This is a genomic window from Sneathiella sp., from assembly GCF_036844445.1.
GTDB lineage: Bacteria > Pseudomonadota > Alphaproteobacteria > Sneathiellales > Sneathiellaceae > Sneathiella.
On sequence record NZ_DAIUFV010000001.1, the window covers coordinates 415514 to 437168 of the forward strand.

The 21655-nt window shown below is 62.2% G+C and carries 21 protein-coding genes and 1 pseudogene; 18 read left to right on the forward strand and 4 right to left on the reverse strand.

The window, feature by feature from the left end; all coding sequences use genetic code 11:
* Positions 1-12 precede the first annotated feature (12 nt).
* The 15 genes from ruvC (at position 13) to thiD (ending at position 14702) form a co-directional block, all read left to right on the forward strand.
* The gene (gene ruvC, locus V7Z56_RS01930) at positions 13-528 is read left to right on the forward strand and encodes a crossover junction endodeoxyribonuclease RuvC (RefSeq protein ID WP_334127654.1); all 516 of its coding nucleotides are present in this window, start codon (positions 13-15) and stop codon (positions 526-528) included.
* Entirely contained in the window at positions 525-1151 is a 627-nt protein-coding gene (gene ruvA / locus V7Z56_RS01935) for a Holliday junction branch migration protein RuvA (protein WP_334127655.1), read from the forward strand. Before ruvC ends, ruvA begins: the two co-directional genes overlap by 4 nt.
* Entirely contained in the window at positions 1148-2194 is a 1047-nt protein-coding gene (ruvB, locus tag V7Z56_RS01940) for a Holliday junction branch migration DNA helicase RuvB (RefSeq protein WP_334127656.1), read from the forward strand. Before ruvA ends, ruvB begins: the two co-directional genes overlap by 4 nt.
* On the forward strand, positions 2187-2681 hold the full coding sequence (gene ybgC / locus V7Z56_RS01945; protein ID WP_334127657.1) for a tol-pal system-associated acyl-CoA thioesterase: 495 nt from the start codon (positions 2187-2189) through the stop codon (positions 2679-2681). The genes ruvB and ybgC overlap by 8 nt, the downstream gene beginning before the upstream one ends.
* A complete protein-coding gene (gene tolQ, locus V7Z56_RS01950) occupies positions 2682-3395 on the forward strand; it encodes a protein TolQ (protein ID WP_334127658.1) in 714 nt (237 codons plus the stop codon).
* A gap of 1 nt (position 3396) precedes the next feature.
* Positions 3397-3870 (forward strand): protein TolR, encoded by a 474-nt coding sequence (gene tolR, locus V7Z56_RS01955; protein ID WP_334127659.1) that lies wholly within the window; start codon positions 3397-3399, stop codon positions 3868-3870.
* An 18-nt stretch (positions 3871-3888) separates the two neighbouring features.
* Entirely contained in the window at positions 3889-4878 is a 990-nt protein-coding gene (locus tag V7Z56_RS01960) for a hypothetical protein (RefSeq protein ID WP_334127660.1), read from the forward strand.
* The gene (gene tolB, locus V7Z56_RS01965; RefSeq protein WP_334127661.1) at positions 4875-6233 is read left to right on the forward strand and encodes a Tol-Pal system beta propeller repeat protein TolB; all 1359 of its coding nucleotides are present in this window, start codon (positions 4875-4877) and stop codon (positions 6231-6233) included. The genes V7Z56_RS01960 and tolB overlap by 4 nt, the downstream gene beginning before the upstream one ends.
* A gap of 136 nt (positions 6234-6369) precedes the next feature.
* Positions 6370-6903, forward strand: a complete 534-nt coding sequence (pal, locus tag V7Z56_RS01970; protein ID WP_334127662.1) for a peptidoglycan-associated lipoprotein Pal — start codon at positions 6370-6372, stop codon at positions 6901-6903.
* A 189-nt stretch (positions 6904-7092) separates the two neighbouring features.
* Entirely contained in the window at positions 7093-8142 is a 1050-nt protein-coding gene (gene ybgF / locus V7Z56_RS01975) for a tol-pal system protein YbgF (protein ID WP_334127663.1), read from the forward strand.
* A 10-nt stretch (positions 8143-8152) separates the two neighbouring features.
* Positions 8153-9505 (forward strand): tRNA lysidine(34) synthetase TilS, encoded by a 1353-nt coding sequence (tilS, locus tag V7Z56_RS01980; protein WP_334127664.1) that lies wholly within the window; start codon positions 8153-8155, stop codon positions 9503-9505.
* 128 nt (positions 9506-9633) lie between these two features.
* Complete coding sequence (ftsH, locus tag V7Z56_RS01985; RefSeq protein ID WP_334127665.1) at positions 9634-11562, forward strand: ATP-dependent zinc metalloprotease FtsH; 1929 nt, start codon at positions 9634-9636, stop codon at positions 11560-11562.
* Between the two features lie 82 nt (positions 11563-11644).
* Positions 11645-12457, forward strand: coding sequence for a dihydropteroate synthase (gene folP, locus V7Z56_RS01990; protein WP_334127666.1), 813 nt, complete (start codon positions 11645-11647; stop codon positions 12455-12457).
* Between the two features lie 59 nt (positions 12458-12516).
* Positions 12517-13866: a phosphoglucosamine mutase gene (gene glmM / locus V7Z56_RS01995; protein ID WP_334127667.1), complete on the forward strand. Its 1350-nt coding sequence runs from the start codon at positions 12517-12519 to the stop codon at positions 13864-13866.
* Between the two features lie 20 nt (positions 13867-13886).
* On the forward strand, positions 13887-14702 hold the full coding sequence (gene thiD / locus V7Z56_RS02000) for a bifunctional hydroxymethylpyrimidine kinase/phosphomethylpyrimidine kinase (protein WP_334127668.1): 816 nt from the start codon (positions 13887-13889) through the stop codon (positions 14700-14702).
* On the opposite strand, the gene V7Z56_RS02005 is transcribed toward thiD, so the two are convergent.
* The 4 genes and pseudogenes from V7Z56_RS02005 to V7Z56_RS02015 form a co-directional block, all read right to left on the reverse strand.
* Positions 14699-15682 (reverse strand): aldo/keto reductase, encoded by a 984-nt coding sequence (locus V7Z56_RS02005; protein ID WP_334127669.1) that lies wholly within the window; start codon positions 15680-15682, stop codon positions 14699-14701. The two genes, thiD and V7Z56_RS02005, sit on opposite strands and share 4 nt — an antisense overlap.
* A gap of 4 nt (positions 15683-15686) precedes the next feature.
* On the reverse strand, positions 15687-16826 hold the full coding sequence (locus V7Z56_RS02010) for an aminotransferase class V-fold PLP-dependent enzyme (protein ID WP_334127670.1): 1140 nt from the start codon (positions 16824-16826) through the stop codon (positions 15687-15689).
* A 106-nt stretch (positions 16827-16932) separates the two neighbouring features.
* Positions 16933-17094, reverse strand: a complete 162-nt coding sequence (locus V7Z56_RS15650) for a DUF1203 domain-containing protein (protein WP_443023725.1) — start codon at positions 17092-17094, stop codon at positions 16933-16935.
* 13 nt (positions 17095-17107) lie between these two features.
* A pseudogene (locus V7Z56_RS02015) lies at positions 17108-17407 on the reverse strand (DUF1203 domain-containing protein); the annotation flags it as partial.
* 217 nt (positions 17408-17624) lie between these two features.
* Between V7Z56_RS02015 and V7Z56_RS02020 the strand changes: the two are divergent.
* From V7Z56_RS02020 to V7Z56_RS02030, 3 genes are all read left to right on the forward strand, one after another.
* A complete protein-coding gene (locus V7Z56_RS02020; protein WP_334127672.1) occupies positions 17625-18794 on the forward strand; it encodes a phosphoserine transaminase in 1170 nt (389 codons plus the stop codon).
* A gap of 21 nt (positions 18795-18815) precedes the next feature.
* The gene (gene serA / locus V7Z56_RS02025) at positions 18816-20408 is read left to right on the forward strand and encodes a phosphoglycerate dehydrogenase (RefSeq protein ID WP_334127673.1); all 1593 of its coding nucleotides are present in this window, start codon (positions 18816-18818) and stop codon (positions 20406-20408) included.
* Between the two features lie 104 nt (positions 20409-20512).
* Positions 20513-21652 carry an ATP phosphoribosyltransferase regulatory subunit gene (locus V7Z56_RS02030; RefSeq protein WP_334127674.1) on the forward strand — a complete coding sequence of 380 codons (1140 nt, stop codon included), beginning with the start codon at positions 20513-20515 and terminating at the stop codon, positions 21650-21652.
* Positions 21653-21655: the final 3 nt, after the last annotated feature.

Here is a 21655-nt window from a genome sequence, read left to right on the forward strand (position 1 = left end):
TGTTGGGAGATTATGCGTTTACTGGGGCTGGATCCGGGCCTGCGCCACACCGGTTGGGGGGTCATCGAAGCGGAAGGGAACAGCCTTCGGCATCTGGCCAATGGTGCGATTTCCTCGGACGCGTCCGGCGATCTCTCCCGCCGCCTGGTCGATCTCTATACGGGGATCGAGGCGGTAATCCGCGACTGGCAGCCCGATGAGGCGGCCGTCGAGGAGACGTTTGTCAATAAAAATCCTGTCTCCACCCTGAAGCTCGGGCAGGCGCGCGGCATCGCGCTCCTGGTGCCGGCGTTACATGGCCTCAGCGTCGAGGAATATGCTCCCAACAAGATCAAGAAATCGGTCGTCGGCGCGGGGCATGCGGGCAAGGAGCAGATCCATATGATGGTCGGCATGCTGCTGCCGGGTTGCGTCATTGCCAATGAACATGCGGCGGACGCGCTCGCCGTCGCCATCTGCCATGCGCATTATGCCGGCAGCCGGCGCAATCTCAGGAAAGCCACCATGATGGCGGGACGGGCGCAATGATCGCACGGCTCACCGGCAAGCTCGACAGCATGGGCGAGGACTGGGTGGTTCTCGATGTCGGCGGCGTTGGCTATCTCGTTTTCTGTCCGGTCCGCACGCTTCGCAATATGCCGCCGGTCGGCGGTTCGGTCTCGTTGCATATCGAAACCCATGTGCGCGAGGATCGCATCCATCTCTATGGCTTCGAGGCAACGGCGGAGCGGGCGTGGTTCACGCTGTTGCAGACCGTGCAGGGCGTGGGCGCGAAGGTCGCGATCGCCATTCTCTCCCTTTACGGCGGCGATGAGCTGACGCAGATCGTGGCGGCGGGCGACAAGACGGCGCTGACCCGCGTCTCTGGCGTCGGGCCGAAGGTGGCGGGGCGCATCACGGCGGAGCTGAAAGACAAGGTCGCGAAAATGAACCTCGGCCCCGTGGCCTTTGCGGCGGCGGCGGGCGGAGGCGCGACGGCGGCGCCCGCGCCGGCTCAGACGGCGGCGGGGGATGCGGTCTCGGCGCTGGTCAATCTCGGCTATGGCCGGGCGGAAGCCTTTGGCGCCGTCGCCGCAGCGGCGCGCTCGCTCGGGGCGGAGGCGACGGTTGAAGCCCTGATCACCGCCGGATTAAAGGAGCTTGCGGCATGAGCGAGGAGAGGCTGGTCAGCGCCGCATCATCGGCGCAGGATGAGATGGAAGCGCATTTCCGCCCGCAGGTGCTCGCCGATTTTACCGGCCAGAAGCAGGTCCGGGAAAACTTAAGCATCTTCATCCAGGCCGCGAAATCGCGCGGCGAAGCGCTTGATCATGTGATGTTTTTCGGCCCCCCCGGGCTTGGCAAGACGACGCTCTCGCAGATCGTCGCGCGTGAGCTTGGCGTAAATTTTCGCGCCACCTCCGGCCCCGTCATCACGAAAGCCGGCGATCTTGCGGCACTCCTCACCAATCTTGAAAAGAACGACGTTCTCTTTATTGACGAGATCCACCGCCTGAGCCCGGCGGTCGAGGAAATTCTCTATCCGGCGATGGAGGATTTTCATCTCGACCTGATTATCGGCGAGGGGCCGGCAGCGCGCTCGGTGCGCATCGATCTGCCGCCCTTCACACTGATCGGCGCGACGACGCGCTCCGGCCTCATCACGACGCCGCTTCGCGAGCGCTTCGGCATTCCGCTTCGCATGAATTTCTACGAGCCCGATGAGCTCAAGCTGATCGTCGCCCGCGGCGCGCGGGTGCTTGGCGTCAATCTCTCCGATGACGGCGCGATGGAGATTGCAAGACGCAGCCGCGGCACGCCGCGCGTTGCCGGCCGGCTGCTTCGCCGGGTGCGCGATTTCGCCGCGGTGGCGGGGGCGGAGATGATTGATGCGATCCGCGCCGATGCCGCGCTCAACCGCCTCGAGGTGGACAAGCGCGGGCTGGATGCCATGGACCGGCGCTATCTTGGCCGTATCGCCGAGGATTTCGGCGGCGGACCGGTCGGCGTTGAGACGCTTTCTGCGGCGCTTTCCGAGCCCCGCGATGCGATCGAGGATATTATCGAGCCCTATCTTATCCAACAGGGCTTTCTGCAGCGCACGCCGCGCGGCCGCCTGCTGACCCGGGCGGCGTTCGAGCATCTCGGGCTCACTTTCCCCAAAGCGCTCGGCGAACAGCTTTCCCTGCTTTCCGGTGAGACTCCCGATGGGTGAGCCGCGCATGCTCGGCCGGTTCGAGAGGGTCAATGGCGGCGGAATGCGGCATATCTTCCCGCTCGCAGTCTATTGGGAGGATACCGACGCGGGCGGCATTGTCTATTACGCCAACTATCTTAAATTCACGGAACGGGCCCGCACGGACATGCTGCGCGGGCTCGGCATCAACCAGCAGCGGATGTTGACGGAGGAGGGCGGCGCGCATTTCGTCGTCCGCGCCTGCGAGATCGAATATCTGCGCTCGGCGCGGATGGAGGATGAGCTCGACGTCGTAACCGAAATCACCGATGTGCGCGGCGCCTCGCTCCGCATGAAGCAGGATATCTATTGCGACGGCGAACGGCTCGTGACAACAAAGGTACGCATCGCCTGTCTGGATGCAGAAGGACGCCCACAGCGTCTTTCTTCTGCCATAAATGAAAAGTTTAATGCAACGCTCGGGCAGACGGGGTTGCCCGCGAAGACCGCAGTCGGGGAAGAATGAATGGAAAATGATCAGATTATCGCCACCCAGATGGGCGGCGAGGCGCACGATTTATCTATGATCGGGCTGTTCGTGCAGGCCGATATTGTTGTGCAGATCGTGATGATTGTGCTGGTGCTGGCATCCTTCTGGAGCTGGGCGATCATCATTGACAAGATTATCCGCTTCCGGCGTGTCAGTGCCGATGCGGATGAATTCGAGAATGAATTCTGGTCGGGCGGTAATCTTGAGGATCTCTACCGCCGGGTCGGCGCCGCGCCGGACAATCCGCTCGCTATGCTGTTCGCGGCGGCGATGAAGGAATGGTCGCGCTCGACCGAGCGGGGGCTGGTCAAGCATACGGGCCTGCAGGCGCGTATCCATCAGGTTATGCGCGTCACCATCGACCGCGAAGTGGAGCGGCTTGAGAAATATCTCGGCTTTCTCGCGACCGTCGGGGCGACGGCGACATTTCTCGGCCTGTTCGGCACGGTCTGGGGCATCATGAACAGCTTCCAGTCGATCGCCGCAACGAAGGATACGAGCCTTGCCGTGGTTGCGCCCGGTATCGCCGAAGCGCTCTTTGCGACCGCGCTCGGTCTCGTCGCCGCCATTCCGGCGGTTGTCGCCTACAACAAATTCTCCAACGATCTGCAGCGGATCATCACCCGCCTTGAAGGCTTCGCCGGGGAATTTTCCGCCATCCTGTCGCGCCAGCTTGATTTGAGCGACTGATATGAACGGCGATCATTACAAGGCATTTTCCGGCAAGGGGCGGCGCAGCCGGCATCGTCAGATGTCGGAAATCAACGTGACGCCCTTCGTCGACGTGATGCTGGTTCTGCTAATCGTCTTTATGGTGACGGCGCCGCTGCTGACCGTCGGCGTGCCGCTCGATCTGCCGACTTCGAAAGCCGAGACCGTGCAGGGCAATGACGAGCCGCTGGTGATCAGCATCAATTCGCAAGGGCAGGTCTATCTCGAGGATGTCGAGATCCTGCTTGAGGATCTGGTACCGAAACTCCGCGCGGTGACCGGCGCGAAGCAGGATCAGCGGATCTTTGTGCGCGGCGATACGAATGCAAACTATGGCCGCGTGCTGGCCGTGATGGGCGAAATTCACAGCGGCGGCTTCAACCGCGTCGCCATGATTTCCGCCGGACCGGGGCGTGCGTCCGCAGGCGACGGCCGTCAGGGTAAACAAGAGTAACAAGGGGTCGTCCGACCGATGCGTGTGCCAGCTCTGATATCGGCCGTATTGCATATACTGATCCTCGTGATCATGTATACGGGGCTGCCGTTGTTCACGGATCCGAAGACATTTGAGCCGCCCGCCATCATCAATGTCGAGATTGTCGATATTGCGGAAGTGACCAACCTCCCCAAGCCTGCGCCGGAGCCGAAGAAGGTGGAGCCGGACGTCAAGCAGGAGGTCAAGCCGGAGCCGCCGAAACCGGTCCCGACGCCGCCCTCCGCACCGGCGCCAAAGCCTGAGCCTGCTCCGGCCCCAAAGCCCGAACCCGCCCCGGCACCTGCGCCAAAGCCCGAACCCGCGCCGACGCCTGCGCCTGAGCCTGCGCCCGCGCCGAAGGCCGAGCCTGAGCCCGCGCCCCGGGTCGAGCCCGAGCCGGCCGCAAAGCCGGTGCCGAAGCCGGTGGTGAAGCCGACGCCTGAGCCGGCGCCAAAAACGGAGCCCAAGCCCGAGCCGAAGCCGGAGCCGAAACCCGACCCCAAGCCCGATCCGAAACCGAAGGAGCCGGCCTTTGATCTCAACCAGATGAAGGCGCTTCTCGATAAGAAAAAGCAGGAGCAGACCCCTCAGACGCCGAGCGATTCTGACATAAAAAAGCCCGATTCCGGTGAAAGGGTCCCCAATTCTTCAACCAAGGCGGCGGACGCGTCGCTGCCGCTGACGATCAGCGAGCTGGATGCATTGAAACAACAGGTGCAAAGATGCTGGAATGTGCCGACGGGCGCGGTCAATGCGGAGGATCTGGTGATCACCCTCGAAGTCCGTCTCAACCGGGACGGATCCTTGATGGGACAGCCGGAAATTGTTAATCAGGGACGGTTCAAAAGCGATTTCCATCGGATTGCGGCGGAAAGTGCGAAGCGCGCGGTTCTTCTTTGTGCCCCTTACAAGCTGCCGGCGGACAAATATGAACGCTGGCGTGAAATTACAATGAACTTCGACCCCAAGGAGATGTTCGGTCAATGAGGAGTATGAAATTGCAAAAAGGTCGCTTTGGCGTGGCGCTCGCGGTTGCGCTGCTTGCAAGCCTGGTCACCGCCTCGATCGCGCGGGCCGAGCTGGTTATCGATATCACCAAGGGCAATATCGAGCCGATGCCGATTGCGGTCACCGATTTCTTTGCTGATAACGAGGCGACCGACAAGATCGGCAAGCAGATGGCCGATGTCATCCGCGCCGATCTGGAACGCTCGGGCCTGTTTGCGCCGATTGATCCGCGCGCCTATCTGCAACAGCCAAAGGATCTTCAGACGACGCCGGTTTTCGCCAACTGGCGGAAAATTGCCGCGCAGGCACTCTCCACCGGACTTGTCCGCGCGCTCGGCGACGGGCAGATCAATGTCCAGTTCCGCCTCTGGGACGTCTACTCCGAGCAGCATCTGACCGGCATCCAGTATACGACGCCGCCCTCCAACTGGCGCCTCACCGCGCATCTGATCGCCGATGAGATCTACAAGCGCCTGACCGGCGAGCAGGGCTATTTCTCGACCCGCGTCGTCTATGTCTCGGAAAGCGGCCCGCCCGACCGGCGCGTCAAACGCCTTGCCGTCATGGACCAGGACGGGGAGAACCACCAGTTCCTCACCTCGGGCAACGAGCTGGTGCTGACGCCGCGCTATTCGCCGACCCAGCAGGTGCTGACCTATCTCTCCTATTTCAACAGCCGGCCGCGGGTTTACCTCTATAATCTTGATACGGGACAGCAGGAGATTCTCGGTGATTTCCCCGGAATGACCTTTGCGCCGCGTTTCTCGCCGTCCGGTAACCAAGTTGTGATGAGCATGGCGCGGGACGGCAACTCCGAGATTTATGTCATGGACCTGCGGACGCGGGAGATCAAACGTCTGACCAATCATCCGGGGATTGATACGGCGCCGTCTTTCTCGCCCGACGGGACGCAAATCACGTTCGAATCCGATCGCGGCGGCCGTCAGCAGCTCTATGTGATGGAGGCGGATGGCTCGAATGTGCGCCGCATCAGCTTCGGCAGTGGCAGCTACGGAACGCCCGTCTGGTCGCCGCGCGGTGACCTGATTGCCTTTACAAAGCTGACCGGCGGCAAGTTTTCCATCGGCGTAATGCGCACGGACGGGTCGCAGGAACGCATTCTGACGGAAGGTTTTCACAACGAAGGGCCGACCTGGGCGCCGAACGGGCGCGTACTGATGTTTTTCCGCCAGATTCCGGGAGGAAATGATGGCCGCAGTGATAAAGTCCGCTTGTGGTCTGTCGATCTTACAGGATATAACGAGCGGGAGGTTTTAACACCGGGAGACGCATCGGATCCCGCGTGGTCGCCACCGTATAACTTGAACCGGTGAGATTAAACCTTTATAATTCGCCTGATCGATATCAGTCGGGGAAAAAGTAATTTTCGTTTCTCATCGATGTGATTGCGCATCCTTGTGTGACGTGTAGACCAAAGTTCAGAGATTCCAAAAGGATGGGAGTAAGTACATGCGGCTCAATCTAGGCCTTAAGACCTTAAGCATTTTTGCAGCTCTGCTTCTTGTAGCGGCTTGTGAAACGGCACCTACGGAAACCGGTGACAGCTCGGGTGGGGGTGCAGCTACCCAGACCAGCGGATCGGGATCCTCTTCTACAACCACAGCAACCACGACGACAACCGTTCAGCCGGGCAGCCAGGAAGATCTGGTCCTGAACGTCGGTGATCGTGTTTTCTTCGCGTTCGATCAGTATGATCTGTCCGCCGAAGCCCGCACGACGTTGCAGCGTCAGGCCGCATGGCTGAATGCAAACCCCGCTGTTACGCTTCAGATCGAAGGTCATGCTGATGAGCGCGGCACGCGCGAATACAACCTCGCCCTTGGCGAGCGCCGCGCCACGTCCGTAAAGAACTATCTGGTCACGCTCGGCGTTTCCCCGGATCGTCTGTCGACGATCTCCTACGGTAAGGAACGCCCGGTCGCACTAGGGCATAATGAAGCTGCCTGGGGCCAGAACCGGCGTTCGGTTTCGGTCGTCAACTGATCGAAAACCCTGACCATCCGAGGCCCGTTGCCGCGCTAAGCTGATTAGTTGCGACAGCGGGCTTTTTATTTTTTAGCCCGGCAAGGCGGTCCCCGGAGGCACCCGCCGGCCTTCATAAAATTGCCAAAATTGCGGGCAAATTTGACGGCAGTCGCGGTGTACCGATAGAGCGGAGAAAGGCAGACCCGGATGATCTGGAATGTTTCGAGAGGTGAAAAGGCAAGCGGCCGGTTCCCGTCCGGAGCAGTGGTTCTCTCCGGTATGATCGTTTGCGCGCTGCTGCTGCTGGGAAGCCCGACGCTCGCGATGGCCCAGAGCAGCGAAGTCCGCGCGCTGGTCGATCGCATCAACCGGCTTGAAAAAGACCTCACCGACATGCAGCGGCAGATGTACAACAGCAGCGGCGGCGCCGTTTCGCGCCCGGCACCGACATCGCCCGCGACCTCCGGCGGCAGCGGCAACATCAGCCCTGATGGCCTCAATCTGCTGATGCAGCGCATCAGCGTCCTTGAAGATGAGCAGCGCCGCCTGACGGGCGCGCAGGAAGAAACGGCCCACAAGATCGACCGTTTGTCATCGCGGCTCGACAAGCTGGTGCAGGATGTCGAATTCCGGCTGACCGACCTTGAAAGCCGCCTTGCCGGATCAGGCGGCGGCGCGGGCGCTGGAACGCCTGGCGGCGCGGCAGCCGCTGGCGCGGGCCCGACGATCATTGGCGGCAGCGGCGAGGGGGCATCGGAGGGGCGCAACCTCGGGACGCTTGCGGAGCGGACGGAAGGCGGCGCAGGTGATAGCGCGGGCGCTGCGACTGCCGGCGGTGCCATGGCCGGGACGGGCGGGCAACTGCCGAGCGGCTCGGCGATGGAGCAGTATAACTACGCCATCTCGCTGGTCCGCGAAGATCGCTACGCCGAAGCGGAGGTTGCGTTCCGGGAGTTTCTCCAGAACCACAAGGACAGCGAGCTTGCCGGAAATGCGCAGTACTGGCTTGGCGAGACCTTCTATGTGCGGGGCGATTTCCCCAATGCCGCCTCGGCCTTTTTTGAAGGCTACCAGAATTATCCCGACAGCTCGAAGGCGGCCGACAATCTCCTGAAGCTCGCCATGAGCCTTGGCCGGATGGATCAGCAGGCGGAAGCCTGCGCGACCTTCGCCCAGATGGAAAAGCAGTTCCCCCAGATACCGACCCGGCTGCGCCAGACGGCTGATCGGGAGAAGCAGAAATACGGCTGCAGCTGACCGGGGCGCCGTGATCGCCTCTTCTGATGATCCTGAAACCTTACGGGCGATCTTCCGCGCGGAGATGGCGGCGCTCATTTCGTCGCCGCCCGCGCGTCTTGCCGTCGCCGTCTCGGGCGGCTCCGACAGTCTGGCGCTGACGCTGCTCGCAGACGACTGGGCGCGGCAGCGGGGTGCGGAACTGATCGCCCTGACCGTTGATCATAGCCTGCGCCCGGAATCGGCGACGGAGGCGGCGGATCTGCAGGGCTGGCTTCGGGCGCGCGGGATCGATACGCATATTCTCGTCTGGCGAGGCCCGCACCCTCAAAGCGGCGTACAGCAGGCGGCGCGGGAGGCGCGCTACGCGCTGATGGCGGAGGCCTGCCGGAAGAAAAGGATTTCGCATCTCCTGCTCGGGCATCAGCTTGAGGATCAGCTCGAGACATTTCTCATGCGCCTCTCCAAGGGGAGCGGGCTTGACGGCCTCGCGGCGATGGAGAGGCGGCGGGAGTGGGAGGGGCTGACGCTGCTCCGTCCGCTTCTTGGCGTCTCACGGGATGCGCTGCGGCAGTATCTGGTCGCACGCGGCCAGCCGTGGATCGAGGATCCAAGCAACGAAAATCCGCGCTATACCCGGACCCGCGTCGGCGCAGTGCGCCGCGAGTTGGAGCGCCTGCCCGGCAGCAGTCAGGACTGCCTTGCGCTCGCGCTGCGCCGGTTGCAGCGGGCGAACGACGGTCTTGACGAATATGCCCGGCGTATCCTGACCACCGAGGTGCGGATCAGCCCGTTCGGTAGCCTCTCTGTTGATGATGATATTTTGCGCGCCGCGCCGCAAGAGGTGGCGCTTCGCGTTCTTGCGGCCTCGATGCGTGCGGTAGGTGGCGGCGCGCCCCTCCGGCTGCAGGCGATCGAGGATATCTATGCGCGGCTGATGCCGGGAGATCCGCCAAAAGCGCCGAGATGCGCGACGCTCGGCGGTGCGGAGGTGCGGCGAAGTAGCGCCGGGTGGCAGTTCTTTCGCGAAGCGGGCCGGCGCGGCCTTCCCGAAACGGAGATGCGGGAGGGGGAGACCGTCTGGACCTGGGATCAGCGCTTTATCATCCGCGATTCTGAGCCCGCGAAGGATCGGGGCGGTAATCTCCGGCTGCGCGCGCTCGGCGCCGCGGGCGGGCGGCTTGCGCGCGCGCAGGGCCTGCTGCCGCAGGGCGCGGTCATGACAGCGCGGGAGCGCAACAACCTGCCCGGGATCTGGCAGGGCGATGCGCTGGTTGCGGTGCCGGTTCCGGATGCTGCGGGTGGCCGGACGGCGTCGGAAAAGCCGCGCTTTCGCTTACATTTCCGGGCATTTCACTGGATACCGCCGTCCGATTCATGCTAAGAAACGGCGAATGAGGAATTCGCCTATTGGAACTTGATGTTAACAGATTATATGTAACTCTATCCAGTCCGGCTTGCCAATATGGGGCGATCGGGCTCGCACGAGCCTGCTATATGAGGAAATAATTCGTGAATCTTTTCGGCAAAAACATTGTCCTTTGGGTGATCATTGCATTGCTCGTTGTGGCGCTTTTCAACATTTTCAATGATCCATCCCCGAGGAGTAGCGCCTCGCAGGTGCCCTATTCGACCTTCCTTGAAGAGGTTGAGAGCGGCCGGGTCAAAAGTGTGACCATTCAGGGGCCGAACATCAAGGGTATCACCGACGACGGCCGCCCCTTCGCAACCTATGCGCCTGAGGACAGCGCGCTGGTTGGCAAGCTGAGCAGCCACGGCGTGGTCATCAACGCCGCCCCGCAGGAAGAGGGCAGCATGCTGATGGCGACGCTGCTCTCCTGGTTCCCGATGCTGCTTCTGATCGGCGTCTGGATTTTCTTCATGCGCCAGATGCAGGGCGGCGGCGGCAAGGCCATGGGCTTTGGCAAATCGAAGGCGAAACTGCTGACCGAAAAACACGGGCGCGTGACCTTTGAAGATGTTGCCGGCATCGAGGAAGCCAAGGAAGAGCTTGAGGAAATCGTCGACTTCCTGAAAAATCCGCAGAAATATCAGCGTCTTGGCGGCAAGATCCCGAAAGGCGTGCTGCTCGTTGGCCCTCCGGGCACGGGTAAGACGCTGCTCGCCCGCTCGGTCGCCGGTGAAGCCAACGTGCCGTTCTTCACGATTTCCGGCTCCGACTTCGTCGAGATGTTCGTCGGTGTCGGCGCAAGCCGCGTCCGCGATATGTTCGAACAGGGTAAGAAAAATGCGCCCTGCATCATCTTCATCGACGAAATCGACGCGGTCGGTCGTCATCGCGGCGCCGGTCTCGGCGGCGGCAATGACGAGCGCGAGCAGACCCTCAACCAGATGTTGGTCGAGATGGACGGTTTCGAGACCAACGAAGGCGTGATCCTGCTTGCCGCGACCAACCGGCCGGACGTTCTCGACCCGGCGCTGCTGCGCCCCGGTCGTTTCGACCGTCAGGTTGTCGTGCCGAACCCCGATATCATCGGCCGCGAGAAGATACTGAAGGTGCATATGCGCAAAGTTCCGCTGGCGCAGGACGTCGATGCGCGCACGATTGCTCGCGGCACGCCCGGCTTTTCCGGCGCCGATCTCGCCAACCTCGTCAACGAGGCGGCGCTGCTCGCCGCTCGTAAATCCCGCCGTCTCGTGACGCAGCAGGAGTTCGAAGAGGCCAAAGACAAGGTGATGATGGGGGCAGAGCGCCGTTCCATGGTCATGTCGGAAGACGAAAAGAAACTAACCGCCTACCATGAAGGCGGCCATGCGCTGGTCGGCATGCATATGAAAGCGTCCGATCCGGTGCATAAGGCGACGATCATTCCGCGCGGCCGGGCGCTTGGTATGGTGATGCGCCTGCCGGAAAAGGACAGCTATTCGCTTCGCCGCGACCAGTGCCTTGCGCATCTTGCAGTGGCCATGGGCGGCCGTGTCGCCGAGGAAATGATCTTCGGTCACGACGCGGTAACGACCGGTGCCTCGGGCGATATCAAGATGGCGACCGATATGGCGCGACGGATGGTGACTGAATGGGGTCTCTCCGACAAGCTGGGTCCGCTGATGTATGGCGCGAACCAGGAAGAGGTGTTCCTCGGCCACTCCGTGGCGCAGCAGAAGAACATGTCGGATTCGACCGCGCAGCTTATCGATCATGAGATCCGCCGCTTCGTTGAGGAAGCCGAGGCGACCGCGCGCAAGATCCTGACGGAGAATGTCGATCAGCTGCATCGCATCGCCAAGGGGCTTTTGGAATATGAAACCCTGAGCGGTGAGGAAATCAGGATCCTGATGGACGGCGGCGAGATCCATCGCCCTGAAGATGTCGATCGGCCGGTCGACAAGGGGCCGAGCTCTGCCGTTCCGGAAACCGACGGGCACAAGAAGCCGACGGGATCCGGCGGCTTCGAGCCGGAACCGCAGCCGGGCGCGTAAGGGTCCCTGACAGCAAATGAAAGGCCCCGCCGCCGAGCGGGGCCTTTTGTCATTCCCCGGCACGTCTGAAAGGGAGGATCGTGTGCAGGAGTTCCAGCGGCCGCAACTGATGGGGATTGTCAATGTGACCCCCGACAGCTTTTCCGATGGCGGCGTTCATTTTGATACGGCAATGGCGCTCGCCCATGCCCGGCGCCTCGTCGAGGAGGGCGCAGATATTCTCGATATCGGCGGGGAAAGCACGCGCCCCGGCGCCGATCCGATCAGCATCGACGAGGAATGCGCGCGCGTCATTCCGGTGATCGAAGGCTGCCGCGATCTCGGCGTCACCCTCTCGATCGACACGCGCAAGACGGCGGTGATGGCGGCGGCGGTCGCGGCCGGCGCGACGTTTATCAACGATGTGAGCGCCCTCGAATATGATCCGGATAGTCTTGCGTTTGTCGCCGGCAGCGGCCTTCCCGTCTGCCTGATGCATCACATCCGCGATCCGAAAACCATGCAGGACAATCCCGTCTATGACGATGTGCTGAAAGAGGTCATCGCCTATCTTGAGGCGCGGATCGAAGTTTGCGAAGCCGCCGGAATCAGCCGCGATCTGATCCTCATCGATCCCGGGATCGGATTTGGCAAGACGGTGGATCACAATCTCACGCTGCTCCGGGGATTGGCGGAGATCCGCCGTCTCGGCTGCCGCGTTCTGCTTGGCGCCTCCCGCAAACGCTTTATCGGCACAATTACGAACGAGCCGATTGCCGCAAACCGCACCGCGGGCTCCGTCGCCGCGGCGCTTTACGGCGCGGCGGCGGGGGCGGACATTCTCCGCGTCCATGACGTGCGGGAGACGCGCGCCGCGATCGATGTCTGGCAGGCGATTGAAGCCGCCTCTTTTTAGCCAACTTTTAAAATTTATCTGTTAGAGTTCGGCCTCAACTCTCAAGTGACGAGTGGATCATGACACGCAAGTATTTTGGAACAGACGGTATTCGCGGCACCGCAAATCAGGAGCCGATGACCGCTGAAATTGCCCTGAAAGTCGGAAAATCCGCCGGGCGGAAATTCGCCGGCCGCGGCGACTCCCGCCACCGCGTCGTGATCGGCAAGGATACGCGCCTCTCGGGCTATATGGTGGAGCCTGCGCTGACCGCCGGTTTCACCTCGGTCGGCATGGATGTGATTCTGGTTGGACCGCTGCCGACGCCGGCAATTGCGCTGCTCACCCGCTCGCTTCGCGCTGATCTCGGGGTGATGATCTCGGCCTCGCACAACTCCTTTCAGGACAATGGCATCAAGCTCTTCGGCCCCGATGGCTACAAGCTCTCTGACGAGGTGGAGAAGAGCATCGAGGCCGATATTATCGATGACAGCAATATCCGCCTCGCCGAGCCCGCGCTGCTCGGCCGCGCGCAAAGGCTTGATGACGCGCGCGGGCGCTATATCGAATTTGCGAAAAGCAGCTTTCCGCGCAACCAGCTTCTGAAGGGGCTTAAAATCGTTGTCGATTGCGCCCACGGCGCGGCCTACAAGGTGGCGCCGACGGTGCTCTGGGAGCTGGAGGCGGAGGTTATCGCCATGGGCGTCGCGCCCAACGGCTTCAACATCAATGACGGCTGCGGCTCCACCTCTCCGGAGGCGATGTGTGCGCGGGTGGTGGCCGAGGGCGCCGATCTCGGCATCGCGCTCGATGGCGATGCGGACCGGTTGCTGATCTGCGATGAGAAGGGGCGGCTGATCGACGGCGACCAGCTGATGGCGCTGATCGCCCGCACCTGGCAGGAGCGCGAGAAGCTGCAGGGCGGCGGCATTGTGTCGACGGTCATGTCCAACATGGGGCTTGAGAAATATCTCGCCGGCCACGGCCTCACCCTTGCCCGCACCGCCGTCGGCGATCGCTATGTGGTTGAGCATATGCGGGAATATGGCTTCAATGTCGGCGGCGAGCAGTCGGGGCATATTGTCCTGTCCGATTACAGCACCACGGGCGATGGGCTGATCGCGGCGCTGCAGATCCTCTCGGTGATTGTCGAGAAGGGAAGGCCGGTCAGCGAGGTCTGCCACAATTTCGATCCATTCCCGCAGATCCTGAAAAACGTCCGCTTCAAGAGCACCGATCCGCTGCTGTCGGAGAAGGTGAAGCGGGTGATCTCGGAGGGCGAAAAGCGCCTTGGCGCGGAAGGCCGGCTGCTGATCCGGAAATCGGGAACCGAGCCGCTGATCCGCATCATGGGCGAGGGGATAAATGACGCCCTCGTCAGTGAGATCGTCGATCAAATCGTTGAAGAGGTAACCGCCTCGGTCGGCTGAGGGGGAAACGGGAGAGAAGTATGCAGGGTCGCGTATTGATCATTGCTGGGTCGGATTCGGGCGGCGGCGCCGGGATCCAGGCCGACATCAAGACGGTGACGGCGCTCGGTGGCTTCGCCATGACCGCGATCACGGCGCTGACGGCGCAAAATACGCTCGGCGTCGACGGCATCGCCGAGGTGGCGCCGGAGTTCATTGTCAAGCAGATCGATATGGTGCTGACGGATATCGGCGCCGATGCCATCAAGATCGGGATGCTGCACCGGCGCGAAGTCGTCGACGCGGTCGCCGGTTATTTCGATGCGATAGAGGATCTGCCGCCGGTCGTGCTCGATCCGGTAATGATCGCGAAAGGCGGCACCAGTTTGATTGCGAATGATGCGAGCGAGGCGATCAAAAACCGCCTTATCGGGCCGCATACGCATCTGCTTACCCCCAATATTCCCGAGGCCGAGCAGCTCACAGGGCTAACCATCGCGACGCGGCAGGATATGGAGAAGGCCGGCCGCCGCCTGCTCGATTACGGGCCGGTTGCCGTGCTGATGAAAGGCGGACATGCGGAGGGCGAGGAGGTGACCGACCTGCTGATCTCGCCGCAAGGGGTGGAGGTGTTCACCCATCCGCGGATCCACAGCCGCCATACCCACGGCACCGGCTGCACGCTCTCCTCGGCGATTGCGACGGGTCTCGCGCAAGGGCTCTCCGCCTCCGACGCTGTTGGCCGCGCCATCCGCTATGTCGAGATCGCGATCCGCGAGGCGCCGGGCTTTGGCGCCGGTCACGGCCCGCTCGATCACGCGCACACCGTCGCGCCCTTCAACCCTCGCGCCTCCTAGCGATGCCCGGCGACGGCGTGGGGGATGTAGGCATCCTTCAGCCGGGCGAGTTCTTCCATCTCAAGCGAGATATCGAGGGCGGCGATCGCCTCGTCGAGCTGATACATCTTGCTTGCGCCGATGATCGGGCAGGTGACGGCGGGGCTGTGATGCACCCAGGCAAGCGCGACCTGCGCCGGCGAGACGCCGCGCGCCCGGGCGATGTCTTCCACTACCTTCAGCACGGCATAATCGGCCTCCTGCCCGATGCGCATGGATCTGATCATGGCGTCAGAGCGGGAGCGGACCGTGCCGCCTTCTTCGCCTTTCTTCATCGTGCCCGCGAGAAAGCCACGCGCGAGCGGCGACCAGGGGATGACGGCGATGCCCTGATCCTCGCAGAGCGGCAGCATCTCGCGCTCTTCCTCGCGATAGACAAGATTATAGACATTCTGCATGGAGACGAACCGCGCCCAGCCATTGCGCTCCGAAATGGCAAGGGCTTTCATGAACTGCCATGCGAACATGGAGGAAGCGCCGATATAGCGCGCCTTGCCCGCCCGCACCACGTCATTCAGGGCCTCCAGCGTCTCCTCGATCGGCGTCTCATAGTCCCAGCGGTGGATCTGGTAGAGATCGACGTAATCGGTACCGAGACGGCGGAGCGAATCATCGATCGAATGCAGGATATGCTTGCGTGACAGCCCGCCGGTGAGCGGGCTGTCGCCCATGCGGTTAAATACCTTGGTCGCGATCACCACCTCTTCGCGCCGCGCATAGTCTTTGAGCGCGCGGCCGAGGATGACTTCGGAGGCGCCCACGGAATACATGTCGGCGGTATCAAAAAAATTGATGCCATGTTCAAGCGCACGGCGGATGAAGGGGCGGCTTTCCTCCTCGGGCAGGACCCAGTCGCGCCAGCGGGGATCGCCATAGGTCATGGTGCCGAGGCAGAGCTCACTCACTTTCAGGCCGGTCTTGCCAAAACGTTTCAGGTTCATCCCTTTACTCCCCCAGATGTTTTTTGAGCGCCGAGATGAGTTTCTCGATATCGGCGCTGTCGTTATAAAGATGTGGCGTGATGCGCATGCTGGAGCCGCGCACCGAGATATGAATATTTTCGCGCCGCAATGTTTCGGCAAGGCCGGGCGGCAGGCCCTCTTTGCGGCGAAGGCCGAGAAAATGGCCGGCGCGTTTCTCTTCGGGCAGGGGAATGAGGCCGAGCGCTTCGGCCTGCGCCGCGATATCACGGTTCAGGGCGGCGAGCGTCTGCTGGATATTCGGAACGCCCCACGCAAGAAGCTGCTCGAGCGCCGCGATCGTGGCCGGCATCAGGGCGAAATTTGCCCGCTCCCCCATGTCGAAGCGGCGGGCGGCCGGCTGATAATTCTCTTCATAGGCAACAAGGCCTGCGAAATCCTCCGAATCCTTTCGGTTAAGCCAGTTGTATTCGAGCGGCTCGCCGCCGTGATGTTCGGGCGCGACATAGAGAAAACCGGTGCTGTAGGGGCCGAGCAGCCATTTGTAGGAGGCGGCGATGAGGAAATCCGGCTTCACCGCCTCGAGATCGAGCGGCAGCGCGCCAAGCGATTGCGTCGCATCAATCACGAGCTTTGCGCCCACGGCGCGAAGCGCCGCGCTGATCGAGGCCAGATCGAGGAGCGCGCCGTCCGTCCAGTGATTGTGGGGCAGGGCGGCGATAGCGATATCCGCATCGATGGCGGCAAGGATGGCGGCGGTCCAGTCATAATCGGCAGGCGTCCGGACCGTGACGATCTCCCCGCCGCTTTTCGCCGCGAGCGCCTTCCAGCAATAGACGTTGGAGGGGAACTGGTCTTCCAGCAGCAGGATCTTCTGGCCCCGCCGGAGCGGCAGGTTGCGCGCTGCCGTCGCAAGACCGTAGGACGCGCTCGGAATAAGGGCGACGTCGTCTGGATTCGCACCGATCAGCTCCGCAAAAAGCGACCTTGCCCGCTCCGATTCGCTGAAGAAATCCGCCGGCGTCACCGTCCAGGGCAGGGCCTTGCGATCAATCCCGAGATGCCCGGCGGCACGCGCCGTCTTCAGGAACGGCCCCATATAGGCGCAGTTGAAATAGGCGATCTCGCGGGGGATATCGAACAGGTGACGCTGGGAGGGAATCATCGGAACGTCCTCGGATACTATATTAGATGCTCCGTATTCTCCCGATCAACGGCGGCTTTGGCCAGCCCTTTATTTCAGCCAGGCGATCCGCCCCCGGATTTGCCTGTTAAACCCGCTCGATGCGGAACTGATAGCAGTTATTGGTTGCGGAGCGGGCATGGAGATAGGCGACGTCGCCCCGGGCGAGAAGCGCCGCCGCCGTTGCGCTCACCCCCCGCCGATGGCACCGTCTGGCCGGTGCCATAGACAATGCGATCGCGGCGGTCATATCCGCGCAGCAACACCGCCTCCCAGTTTCTCACCATATCGGGAAGGCGGCGGACTGACGGATACGCCTCGCATGCCTTCGCGTGGAGAAAGATCGGTCCCTGTTCGGCATAGGGCTGCGCCGCCGGGAAGGGGCGGTAGGAGAGAATCAGATAGCGTTCCCCCGCGGCGATTTCGCGCAGGCAATGCCGACAGGGCAGCCCCGATCCGTCTGAAATCGCCTGCTCGGCGGGCAGTCCATGCGCGTCCGGGGCGCCCTTTTGCAGGGCACGGATCGCGTCTGTGGGCAGGGGAAGATAGGCAAGTTGAGACATGGGAAGGCCTTTTCATTTCGCAAAAAGCGGAGAATAGGGTGGCTTTTGCCGGCGCAATATCCGGATGCCGCGGGTGAATTTTTCACCTGCGGGGGAGGGGTCCGACATAATATTGCAATGCAAAAAATGCCGTTGACAATCGGATATAAATCCTGTTTATGGACGGCGGGCCACATCCCCCCACCGGGATGCTCTAGACTGGAAGGTTTAGTATATCATGACAGTAGCTACGCGTCCGGAGAGACGCCCTAATTCTCCCTTTTTCTCGTCCGGCCCCTGCGCAAAGCGCCCCGGATGGTCCCTCCAAACCCTTGAAAATGCATTTCTTGGCCGGTCCCACCGCGCGGGCGGCGGCAAGGCCAAGCTGAAAGCCGTAATTGAGAAGCAGCGCGCGCTCCTCGGCATTCCCGACGACTACCGGATCGGCATCGTGCCGGGCTCGGATACCGGCGCCGTTGAAATGGCGCTCTGGTCGCTGCTGGGTGCGCGTCCCGTCACCATGCTCGCGTGGGAAAGCTTCGGCTCCGGCTGGGCGACCGACGTTGTGAAGCAGCTAAAGCTGAAAGACGCTGAGGTGAAAACCGCCGACTACGGCGATATCCCCGACCTTGCCACTGTCAACTGGAAGAATGACGTCGTTTTCACCTGGAACGGCACCACCTCCGGCGTTTGCGTACCGAACGGGGACTGGATCGCGGCGGACCGTGAAGGCCTTGCGATCTGCGATGCGACCTCTGCCGTCTTCGCCATGGATCTGCCGTGGGACAAGCTCGATGTTGTCACCTGGTCGTGGCAGAAGGCGCTCGGCGGGGAAGCTGCGCATGGCATGCTCGTCCTCAGCCCGCGCGCTGTTGAGCGGCTCGAAAGCTATACGCCGGCCTGGCCGCTCCCGAAAGTTTTCCGCATGACCAAGGGCGGCAAGCTGATTGACGGGATCTTCAAGGGGGAGACGATCAACACCCCCTCTATGCTGGCGGTCGAAGATGTTCTGGATGCCCTCGATTGGGCCGAAAGCATTGGCGGCCTCAAGGCGATGATCGCCCGCACCAATGCAAACGCCAAGGTCATCTCCGACTGGGTGGCGGCGTCCGACTGGGCGGCCTATCTCGCAAATGATCCGGCCATTCGCTCGACCACGTCCGTCTGTCTCAAAATCACCGATGACTGGTTCACGTCGCTTAAAGCCGAAGATCAGCCGAAGGCCGCAAAAGAGCTCGTCGCGCTGCTCGAGAAAGAGGGCGCCGCGTTCGACATCGGCCATTACCGCGATGCTCCGGCAGGTCTTCGGATCTGGGCCGGCGCGACCGTCGAGACAGCCGATCTTGAAGCGCTGATGCCCTGGCTCGACTGGGCATACGCGACACTCAAAAATACGTTCCAGAAATAATCCTGAAGAAGGATCAAAGACATGGTTAAAGTTCTTATCTCCGATGAGATGAGCCCGCGCGCCGCCGAAATCTTCCGCGAACGCGGTGTTGAGGTGGACGAAATCACCGGCATGACGCCGGCCGAGCTGAAAGCCTGCATCCATCAGTATGACGGCCTTGCCGTTCGCTCCGCGACCAAGGCGACGGCCGAAATCATCGCCGCCGCGACCAATCTCAAGGTGATCGGCCGCGCCGGCATCGGCGTTGACAATGTGGATATCCCGGCCGCGACCGCAGCCGGTATCTGCGTCATGAACACGCCGTTCGGCAACGCTATCACGACGGCCGAACATGCCATCGCGATGATGTTCGCGCTGGCCCGCCACATCCCGGCGGCCAACGCCTCCACCCACGCTGGCAAATGGGAAAAGTCCGCTTTCATGGGCGTCGAGCTTTACGGCAAGACGCTCGGCGTCATCGGCTGCGGCAACATCGGCTCCATCGTCGCCGACCGCGGCGTCGGCCTCAAGATGAAGGTCGTCGCCTATGATCCGTTCCTCTCGCCGGAGCGGGCGCTGGAACTCGGTGTTGAAAAGCTGGATCTCGACGAGCTGTTCGCGCGCGCCGATTTCATCACGCTGCACACGCCGATCACCGACAGCACCCGCAACATCATCAACGCGGCGAATATCGCCAAGATGAAGCCGGGCGTGCGACTGATCAACTGTGCACGCGGCGGGCTGGTTGTCGAGGCGGACCTGAAAGCGGCGCTCGAGTCCGGCCATGTGGCAGGCGCGGCGCTCGACGTTTTCGCGGTCGAGCCGGCGAAGGAGAATATTCTCTTTGGTCTGCCGAATGTGGTGGCGACGCCGCATCTTGGCGCCTCCACCGATGAAGCGCAGGTCAATGTCGCGATCCAGGTCGCCGAACAGATGGCCGACTACCTGCTGATCGGCTCGGTCACCAACGCCCTCAACATGGCCTCCGTCTCGGCCGAGGAAGCGCCGAAACTGAAGCCCTACATGCAGCTTGCAACGCAGCTTGGCAGCTTCGCCGGGCAGGTCACCGAAAGCGGCATCAAGAGCGTGCGCATCGATTATGAAGGTCATGCCGCGAGCCTCAACATCAAGCCGCTGACATCGATCATCCTGCAGGGGCTGCTGTCGCCGCTGATGGACAGCATCAACATGGTCAACGCGCCGGTTGTTGCGAAGGAGCGGGGGATTGACGTTACCGAAGCCGTCAATGACCGCGAAGAGGATTACCAGACCCTCATCCGTCTCAGCATCACGACCGAAAACCAGACCCGCGATATTGCTGGCACGCTCTATGGCGACAACCGCCCGCGCATCGTCAATATCAAGGGGATCAGCATGGAGGCCGAGCTTGGCCCGCATATGCTCTATGTCACCAACAAGGACAAGCCGGGCTTCATCGGTGCGCTGGGTTCGGTGCTGGGCAACGCGGGCGTCAATATCGCGACCTTCCATCTTGGCCGTCACCGCGCCCTCGGCGAGGCGATTGCCCTGATCGAGATAGATTCGGAACTCGCGCCCGAAACGCTCGACGCGGTCCGCAATCTGCCCAATGTCGAGAAGGTAAAAGCGCTTCAATTCCAGAGCGTCGCCCGTTAATATCGCGCCTTTCGGCGTCTTCGTGAAAGCGGCCGGTAAATTCGGCCGCTTTTGCGTTGTTGTAGTTGGCGTCGCGGGGGAAATATGCTTTATAGGCGCATGTGATGAACGACTATTCTGAAAAAGGCCTGTTGCCCGCCGGTCTCGCCGACATGCTGCCGCCCGCCGCGGCGCGTGAGGCACGCATCAACCGTACCCTGATGGATGTTTTCGCGGCCAACGGCTATCAGCAGGTCAAACCTCCGCTCATCGAATTTGAGGAACATCTGCTGGAAGGGGCGGGCGCCGCGCTTGCTTCCAAAATGTTCCGCGTGATGGATCCGGTCTCGCATCGCATGATGGGCATCCGCACCGACATGACGCTGCAGATCGCCCGCGTCGCCACCACCCGCATGAAGCGCGATCCGCGCCCGCTGCGCCTTTCCTATTCGGGGCAGGTGTTGCGCGTTCACGGCACGCAGCTCCGCCCCGAGCGGCAGTTTGCGCAGGCCGGGGTCGAGCTGATCGGCTCAAAAGCGACGGCTGCTGATGTCGAGCTGATCCTGCTTGCCAAGGAAGCGCTCGATGCGCTTGGCGTCACCCGCTATTCCATCGATCTGACATTGCCGACGCTGGTGCCCTCGCTCGCCGAAGGCCTCGGCATCGACCCTGTCGTTGCGGCAAACGCGCGCGAAGCGCTCGATCACAAGGATGCCGCCTCGCTTGAGGGCTATGATGCGCCGCTTGCCGATCTGCTGATCGGCCTGCTGAAAGCCGCCGGCCCGGCCGAGAGCGCGCTTGCCGCGCTCGATCGCCTCGCGCTGCCGGCCGCCGCCGCAGCGCAGGTTGAGGCGCTGAAAGACGTGGTGGCGGAGCTTAAAGCCGCAGCCCCCGATCTGCAGCTCACCATTGATCCCGGTGAATATCGCGGTTTTGAATATCAGACCGGGCTCAGCTTTACGGTATTTGCCCGCGGCGTGCGCGGCGAGCTTGGACGCGGCGGCCGCTACCAGCTTGTGGACGGCGAGCCGGCCTCCGGCTTCACCCTCTTTCTCGACAGCCTCATGCGCGCCGTGCCACGGCAGAAAAGCGAAGACCGGCTCTATGTGCCGTTTGGCTTCGATCGCAAGGCGGCGCTCAAGCTCCGGCAGGAGGGGTGGAAAACGGTTGCCGGTCTGGCGGCCGAGACGGATATCGCCGCGGAAGCGCGGCGGCTCCAGTGCGGACAGTATCTGACGCCCGAAGGCGTGACGAAACTTTCCTGATTC